Annotated in this window: 8 protein-coding genes; all 8 read right to left on the bottom strand. The window is 58.4% G+C overall.

Annotation, left to right across the window (positions count from 1 at the left end):
- Nucleotides 1-408, bottom strand: a 408-nt coding sequence (locus tag IH971_09955; protein ID MCH7498160.1) for a YbhB/YbcL family Raf kinase inhibitor-like protein, incomplete at its 3' end; no start/stop codon positions are given.
- A gap of 55 nt (nucleotides 409-463) precedes the next feature.
- Nucleotides 464-2,299 (bottom strand): hypothetical protein, encoded by a 1,836-nt coding sequence (locus IH971_09950; protein MCH7498159.1) that lies wholly within the window; start codon nucleotides 2,297-2,299, stop codon nucleotides 464-466.
- 68 nt (nucleotides 2,300-2,367) lie between these two features.
- Nucleotides 2,368-2,778 (bottom strand): hypothetical protein, encoded by a 411-nt coding sequence (locus IH971_09945; GenBank protein MCH7498158.1) that lies wholly within the window; start codon nucleotides 2,776-2,778, stop codon nucleotides 2,368-2,370.
- Nucleotides 2,779-3,013: 235 nt separating this feature from the next.
- Entirely contained in the window at nucleotides 3,014-4,045 is a 1,032-nt protein-coding gene (locus tag IH971_09940; GenBank protein ID MCH7498157.1) for a PD40 domain-containing protein, read from the bottom strand.
- Nucleotides 4,046-4,338: 293 nt separating this feature from the next.
- Complete coding sequence (locus IH971_09935) at nucleotides 4,339-4,776, bottom strand: hypothetical protein (protein MCH7498156.1); 438 nt, start codon at nucleotides 4,774-4,776, stop codon at nucleotides 4,339-4,341.
- Between the two features lie 31 nt (nucleotides 4,777-4,807).
- A complete protein-coding gene (locus IH971_09930) occupies nucleotides 4,808-5,935 on the bottom strand; it encodes an Ig-like domain-containing protein (GenBank protein MCH7498155.1) in 1,128 nt (375 codons plus the stop codon).
- Nucleotides 5,936-6,037: 102 nt separating this feature from the next.
- Nucleotides 6,038-7,123 (bottom strand): DNA-protecting protein DprA, encoded by a 1,086-nt coding sequence (dprA, locus tag IH971_09925; protein ID MCH7498154.1) that lies wholly within the window; start codon nucleotides 7,121-7,123, stop codon nucleotides 6,038-6,040.
- Entirely contained in the window at nucleotides 7,113-8,150 is a 1,038-nt protein-coding gene (gene obgE, locus IH971_09920; protein MCH7498153.1) for a GTPase ObgE, read from the bottom strand. Before obgE ends, dprA begins: the two co-directional genes overlap by 11 nt.
- Nucleotides 8,151-8,567: the final 417 nt, after the last annotated feature.

Raw genomic sequence — 8,567 nt, 5'->3', positions numbered from 1 at the left:
TCCCGAGGGCGGACAGGGGCCGCCGTAGCCCCGCCGCCCGAAGTCGGTCGTCCCTTCCACAACCCCCTGTCGCGCCAGTGAATCCGACGCAATCGCCTCCTCGAAGCCGCTCATGCCGGGCGGAATATTGATCACCACCCAGTGGACCCAGGTCTTGCCCGGCGCATCGGGGTCGTCGTTGATGAGCGCCAGGGTCTTGGCCGCCTGCGGCACGGAGCTCCAGGCCAGCGGCGGCGAGCGGTCGGCCCCGTCGCAGGTATACTGGATGGGGATGTTGCCACCTTCGGTGAAGACGGTTGACGTGATGATCATCTGGCTGCCCCTTTCCGCCGGGTTTTGAGCCTCGCCTGCGGCCGGGAGCGCTGCAAATCCCAACAGCGGGACCAGGACGTTTCCGGCTCTCAACATGGGGGAACCTAGGGGCGAAAATCAACCCACGCAAGCAGCGGATCGCCCTGGGAGCCTACTTTAGCAGCACCATTTTTCTGTTGGCCACAAAGCGCTCACTGGTCTCGATAGACGTGGCCACCAGGCGGTAGATGTAGATGCCGGTGGGGACGGCCCGGCCGGCCTCGTTGCGACCATCCCAGGTTACCTGCAGGTAGCCCAGCTGCTCCTGCGTGTCCCAGCGGCGTAATTCCCGGCCCGCCAGGTCGTAGATGGTCAGGCTCACCCGGCTGGCCTCGGGCAGGTCGTAGCGCAGGATGGTAATGGGGTTGAAGGGGTTGGGGTGGTTCTGGTGAAGACCATATGCCTCGGGTAGAAGGTTTGCAATCCTCTTGGGCAACGGCCCGCCACCGCTTTCGTACCAGACATACTGCGTGTCCTCGGCCTGCTGACCACCGCTGGTAACCACTACTTTCATGATCACATCGTTGATGGCCATGGACAAGTTTTGGGTCTGGTTGGTGCCCAGTGTATGCCAGGTGGTGCTGGGCGGAAACCGCCTGTACCACTGATAGGCAATGCCTCCATTCCCACCCGTCACGTTGGCGGTATACGTGCCGGTCTCGCCCTTTGTAAGCGCCACCGGCCCGCTGATGGTGACGGACAGAATAGGCATAAATGCCGCGACGGCAGAGGCCCGCACATCATGCACCCGGGCATTATCCTTTAGGGCCGTCCCGATATAGACCCCTTGGGTTTGTACTCCAGGATTAGATAGATACGGTATCCTGAACCGGCCCTCGAATTTTGAATCAAGAACGGTTTCGAGCGCAGGCGAACTGTTCCAAAAGCTATAGCCGTAGGGATATTCTGGATCAGGCACCGGGTCATCGCTGTGACGCGATCCAAACAAGTGGCCGATCTCATGGGTAAATGAATACTTTACGGTCGCACAGCTTTGTTTAACAACAGCAAAGGCGGTCGTTCTTCCTGCTTCAATATCACTTGCCAATCCGCAGCTTCCTGTGGCCATCATCATCACTACTATGTCCGACGCTTTAAGAGTGCGCAAGTCAAATACATTGTCAATTTGGCCACTTTGTAAGGCCAGCAAATCTGCTGGCATGGTTGTTTCAGCATAATTGACCTCTTCTGTGTACAGAGACCCGATTCTGGGGAGTGAGTTGCTGTTGGCGTAAACCAGGTTAGCTTGAACAACGGCATTCGAAATCAGAGTGTTGATGGCAGCTGAGCCCCCGGCAGCAATCCTTGCGGCGGGAGTATAGACCACCAATATGTTGTAGGTGTGATTGCTTTGTACGTAGATGGTCTTGGGCAGCTGGGCGGCATCGCGAGAGTCCCCGTCAGGGGAACCCTCGCTGGGGGACCCCTGATTCAGCGCTCCATCTTCGTAACCCGGGGGATGCTCAGAGTAAAATCCGCTTTGGTCCACGCGGTAGATTGCGTGCCCGCCTGATCCCAGCGGCAAAATGCCAAACATATTGCCATACGCCCAGATGATTCCGGAGATGCCTTCCTCTGTAACTGTGAGAATTACATATTCGCCCCAGTCAGCTCTCCCGCTTGGCCGCCCAATCCAGCTGAGTTCGTCCGTTCCCCAGGATTCTGTTCTGGTATGCAACGCCTGAAACGGCACGTTGTCAAACAGGTTCAAATGGATGGACTCACCGCGGAAAAGCTTGTCAATACCTCTCACACGGACAACTCGAGTGGCGTCGGTGAATTCCCGGCTTCGCAGTGCTGAGAGGCGCTGATGCTGATCATCCGTGAGTTCAAATTCGCTCATGTCCGTGAAGAAGGGATCAGCCGGATCGTTACCCTGAGCTATCACGGTATTGAATCCTACCATCAACAAGAATGCAAGGATCTTCTGGGTCGTTGCGTGATACATCCCTCATTATCTCCTATGGTGTTTGAACTTGGTCCCGATTCCCGAAAGATGAATCGATTGCGGGTACTTTAGATTGAGCACGTTGGTCGTGAGGGAATCATAGCTGCTAACCCCCCCATGAAATAGAGGCCGTCGGCGCCGTTCCGGAATAGCAGATTGATGTCACTCCTGCTATCGACGGGAAAATAAAGGTTCCGAACCCCCACCTGGTAATCGGCGCCCTCGAATTGGATGGTCCGCAGCTCTTCAATCACGATTTTGCCGGTATCGCGCCTATCTTCCGGCATACCGTCACAAAAATTTAGTTGCTCGCTCGTCCAATAGTTGCCTTCGGCCATGGGCAGGAGAACATCACCGGCAGTGGTGAGGCAGTCCTTTTCACCATCGGAATCACCGGAATCGGTGAAGGGATCTTCACAGGCAGCCAACAGGAAGCAAAAGATGACAACACAGCCGGCAAACTTTGTCTGCATTAGCATGGACGTGATGTGCAATGGATATGAGCTTATGTCGTAGTATACGCTGTGTTTTCGTGCGATACAGGCATTAAGTATCCGAGTTTCCTCCCAGGGCGGTCCCACGCTAGACTCCGCATCGCTACGGGGGCCGAGGCAAGCATCAGTCAAAACGCGACCTTCTATCCAATCCCTTGCTCGCCGCCGTGCGTCTAGCTACACCAGAGAGAGGGGATCATCCGGCTCAATTCCCGAACGACTAGGGTTGTGGCTGGAATCGCCCGGGGAAATCATTTGCGGGATGATGGGTCAGTCTGGTTACTGCGCCGCCATCCACCTCTAAAAGGTAGACTTCGTAGTTGCCTTCCCGGTCTGAGCCGAACATGATCTGCGAGCCGTCTCCTGAGAATTCAGTGGGATAATCCTGGGCAGGATTATTTGTCAGGTTGCGCTCATCGCTCCCATCCACATTAATAACAAAAACCTCCTGATTGCCGCCCTCCCTGAGGGACATGAAGCCAATCCGCGACCCGTCAAGGGAAAACTGAGCCCCGAAGTTGTATACTATGCTAGTGGGCAGTTGTGTCCGCTCAGTCCCATCCGTATTCATTAAGTAATAATAGCCCCCATCTCCTTCAAAGAGAATCCTGGTCCCGTCCGGAGTAAACTGCGAATTAATGTGGAATGTAGTCTCATCCGGTCCACCCGTGAGCTGTCTGAGATTAGTTCCATCTGTACGCATGATGAAAATAGCAAAATTTTCAGCAAATTCAGGGTAGTTCGTGTCAAATACTATTTCTGATCCATTCGGCGAAAACCGGGGCTGAAATCCTGTGAGCTGACCGGGGGTCAGGTCAGTACGGTTGCTCCCATCGATGCCCATCATGTATATGTTTACCCCATCATCCTCTCCTTCGGACACATACACAATTTGCGTTCCGTCCGGCGATATCCGCGGCGCAAAGTCCAGCCCTTTACGATTGGTTAGATTTGTCTGGTTGCTGCCATCTATGTTCATGATAAAAATGTCAGCATCACCGCCGGCCGATGAGGCGTTCGATGAATATAGAATTTTTAGTCCATCCGGCGAAAACTGGGGTTCTGCATAGTCTATCGCATCTTCCGTCAGTCGCGTCTGATTACTTCCGTCTGCATCCATGATGTAGATTTGACGGCTACCATCACGATCTGAAACAAACACAATCTTGTGCGAGGAAAAATGTTCATCTGGTGCTTCGCAACCGGCCAGAAGCAGAAAGAAACCTGCGGCCAGGCCGGCAGCACGGTTCATCGGATGTGACATAGAGAAAATGTCCATGTGTATGGATTTAATAGTAAAATTTGCGTACTAAAGTTAAGCAAGTCAAGCGAAACACGGCAGACTGAATAGAGGTGATGTCAAATGGATATTGTCCTATGTTGTAGTGTACGCTATGTTTTAGTTTCAGGCAAGTACTCATCACCTGATTTTCCTCCCAATGTAGCCCCATGCTTGACTCCGAATCGCTACGGGGGCCTAGGCCAGTGTCAGCCAAAACTCGACTCTCCAGCCAATCCCTGGCCCCGCCGCCGCCGTGCGCCTGGCTACCCCCTGGCGAACTGCTTGCCGGCCGTCTGCACCCCCAGCCCCTCAACGAATTGAACGGTGAATTGCCCGGGCACAAATACTCTGCGTCCGCCATATTGATCGATCAGTACTGGTATCGCTCTCTTAACATCAGGACGTTGTCGAAGAGCCAACAAAATACCGTCAAAGGAGCTAGATATAGGGACTCCCAGCCGAGCATACCTAAGCCGGTCGAGGTTTTTACTTCGGATGTCCAACTGCATTTCCTGGCTCAGCGCAGCCAGTGCCTGGTCCGTGATGCCATCTCCGAACTTTACCAGGATTTCATCGTTACTCTGCACCAGGTGAATTCGTTCCCCAACATACTTTGCGTCGTAGAAATAGTCCTGAGCAGCTACCGGGGCTGCGAGCAGAACCAAGATCAACGCGGCATGTAAAGGTCTCAGTCTCTGCATGTCCATAACAGTTCCTTTCATGGATTTTATATCACTCGGCGATATTGATTAGCGCCGGTACTAACCGCTTGTATAATGACCTAGTGAAGAACCCATTATGAAGCCCATTGTCGTTTAGGTCACCTCCGAAGAAATTGACTGGATAGGTCCAATCCGCGACATATCCGGCGAATACCTGATAGGTTTTTCCTTTTTCAATGACGCCAGCCTCGAACAGCCAATCCAGTTCAATAATGGGGTTAAAGGAGGGTATTTCGTACACGGCTGTTTCCAGCTGTGTGTGTCCCGGTGGCAGCACCCTGCCGTCGAAAGCTGGTTGGCCGCCTCCTCCGAAGACGTAACCTGCTAAACCTCTATCACCCCCATCCACCAGCACGAGCTCTCCTTCTTCCGCCAGGGCGTACCCTCCATAGGTAATCGGCCTGGTTCTGCTAACCACGATAAGGGTATCATTGGTGAGGTTGGTGGCCTTAAACGCTACCCAGATCGTATCATCCACCGCGAACTCCGTGCGCTCGAGCACCACTTCGAATGCCAGTTGCTGGGTCAGGTGCAGCGCCCTCAGCGGCTGCGCGGGTCTGCCCTCACTGACGGTAATCGTGTCCCTTGCCAGGGCGTAATAGGGATATTCCGCCGTCACCACCCAATCCCCATCCTCTAAGCGGGGAAGGGCATAGGTGCCCCGGATATCGGTGGCCACGTAGCCCGTGCTTTCGCCTCCGAATCTTTGCGGCTCGCTTACTGGGAGCCAGCTCACCATAAGAGCACTATGATCGGTCTGGTTTTCAAGGGTGGCCTCCCCCAGGAGCAGGGCATCAGCGACGCGAACTTCAGCTTCACCAAACGAATCCCCCACCGTGGCTCGGACCACGGTTTCACCTTCGCCGTTGCCCTGAACCAGCCCCTCGTCAATCAGAGTGAGGATGGCAGGAGCCGCCACGCTCCACTTTATGGACGGGTTTGCCAACGGCAGACCGTCTTCGCCAAGCACGGCAACTTGCAACTGCAGTGTTTCGCCGATTGCGATGTTGAGTTGTTCAGGAGAAATGGTGACAGCCGCTGCCCGGGGGCCATTACTGCCATTTGTGGGCAGCTCGCATCCCACGAGGCCCAACAAGGCCAGGAAGAGGGCAAGGAGGCGTGTGATGGGTAGAGTCATGTGACTTTCTCGGTCAGCGGTCCTATAATAAGGGCATTGCAGGCGTTTGTCAAGTGATCATAGACACGCGGCAGGGCGCCTTACCCACCGCCGTGCGCCTGGCTATCCCCTGGCGAACTGCTTGCCGGCCGTCTGCACCACCAGCCCCTTCATCTCCAGGTGCAGGAGCAGCCCCAACAGCTCGGAGACGTCCAGCCGCAGGTCTTCAGCCATGCGGTCCACCGGCACCGGCTCGCGCTGCAGGTAGTCTACAATATCGCGCTCAGAACCGGCCAGGTCGGCCTCCCGCAACAGGTCAAACTGCTGGCCGGGTTGCGCGGAGTAGGGCGGTTTCAATTCGAAAAGGATGTCCTCCACCCTGGTGACGAGTTTGGCCCCCTTCTGGATCAGCTCGTGGCACCCGGCCGAGCGCTGGCTGTCCACCGGGCCCGGCAGGGCATAGACTTCACGGTCCTGGTCCAGGGAATGGTAGGCGGTGATGAGGGCGCCGCTGCCACGGCCTGCCTCCACCACCAGAGTCCCCAGGGCCAGTCCGCTGATAATGCGATTGCGCTGGGGAAAATGGTGGCCGTCCGGGCCAGTGCCTAGAGGGTATTCCGACAGCGCCAAGCCCTGCTCCAGGAGGGACCGGTACAGCTGGCGGTTCTCCGCGGGATAGACCACATCTACGCCGCAGCCCAGCACGGCCACGGTGGTGCCGCCGGTTTCGATGGCGGCGCGGTGGGCGGCCGTGTCGATGCCCCGGGCAAAGCCGCTCACGATACCCAGCCCCGCGGCCACCAGCTCGTGACTGAGCCGCCGGGCCTGCTCGCGACCGTAGGTGCTGGGCTTGCGGGTGCCCACCACTGCAATGAAGTCCCCAGACAGATCGCCTGATCCCCGGACAAACAGCCCCGCCGGGGCGTCATAGAGGCTGCGCAGCTGGGCAGGATAGTCGTCGTGCCAATAGTGAACATAGCGCGCGCCCAATGGCGGGAGCTCCGCCAGCTGCCTGGCGCCGGTGCCCGAGTCGATGGCCCTGACGTTGTCCGCCAGGGTCCTGGAAATGCCCTCTACCGACGTGAGATCACAGGCCAGGAGGTCGGCCCAGCCGGACACATCGGGGAAGTGGCTGAGGATGGCCCGCACCTTGCGCGACCCCAGGCCGGGAACCTCGCCCAAGGTAATGACGACATCGTCAGGCAGCATGGGTGGTCAGGCCGTGCGAGTCGGCGCCGGAATGGGGAGCTCGCTCCCGCGACCGCTGGAGCTCCGCGTCGATGCGCTGCACGAGCTCGGGCAGCCCCTCACCGGTGACGGCGGAAATGGCCAGCAACCTATGGCCTGCGCGCTCCAAGGCCGCGGTGTCAGGGGTTTGCTGCCAGGCGTCTTGTTTGGTGAGCACCACCAGCGCTTCCCGGTCCAGGAGCTCCACCGCGTAGGTGGCCAGCTCCTGCCGGAGTACATCCAGCTGGGCCTCCACCGGCTCGGGCAGGGTGGCGTCGATGAGAAAGAGCAGCAGACGGGTGCGCTCCACATGGCGCAAGAACTGTAGCCCCAGCCCCTTGCCGCGGCTGGCCCCCTCGATAAGGCCGGGGATATCGGCCATGACGAAGCTGCGATAGTCCCCCACCTTCACAATACCCAGGTTGGGCTCGAGGGTAGTGAAGGGGTAGTCGGCGATCTTCGGCCGGGCCCTGGAAAGGCGCGACAGGAGGGTGCTCTTGCCGGCGTTGGGAAAGCCCACCAGCCCCACATCGGCCAGCACTTTCAGCTCCAGATCGATGTCCCGCTGCTCCCCCGGCGCACCATCAGTTGCCTCGTGGGGCGCCTGGTTGGTGGGCGACTTGAAATGGGCGTTGCCGAAACCTCCCCGGCCGCCCCGGGCCGCCAAGTAGGTCTGTCCCGGCTCGGTGAGATCGGCCAGCGGCTGGCGCGTGCCGGCGTCCCTGACCAGGGTGCCCGGCGGCACGCGGACGGTCACGGCAGCCCCCACCGCACCCTGCTTATTGCCGCCGCCACCATGCTGCCCCCGCTTAGCCCGGTAGCGCCGGTGGTAGCGCACATCCCGCAGGGTGCCCAGCTGGGGGTCCACCAGCAAGATAACGTCGCCGCCGCGCCCGCCGTTGCCCCCGGAGGGCCCACCCTTGGGGACGAACTTCTCCCGGCGGAAAGCGATGAGGCCGTGGCCGCCATCCCCGGCCTTCACGGTGATACGGGCGGAGTCGATAAACATGGGGGAAGTTAAAGCCAGATTGTTGTTTGGAAAACAGCCAGCCACAGGGGCCAATTTGGCTCCACGAGGCCGGGCCACCGCCGTTGGCGGGGCGAAGCGACCCCCCGCATCCCGATGGATCGGGACAAGTTCCGGCGGGGTGAACCCCTCCCCCCCTGCCGGTATCACGCCCACCGACGGCATAGGTGATACCAAAGTGATACCAAAGTGATACCGAAGCGATACCGAAGCGATACCGAAGCGATACCAAGACGACCCCCATCCGGCCGCTTCAGACCGGTGGCAGAGGCGCAGGAGACCTCACCCCCGTCCCGAAGCATCGGGACGCCCCGCTCCTATAGGCGAGGGGGAAAGAAGCGCGGGGGTCGTGGTGGGACTGGCGGTCAAGTTGTCAAAGAGCCGAGGCCCGCCGCCGCC

The organism is Candidatus Neomarinimicrobiota bacterium (assembly GCA_022560655.1).
Lineage (GTDB): Bacteria > Fidelibacterota > Marinisomatia > SCGC-AAA003-L08 > TS1B11 > JADFSS01.
The sequence above is the reverse complement of the archived record's forward strand: the minus strand, read 5'-3'. Positions and strand labels throughout refer to the sequence as shown.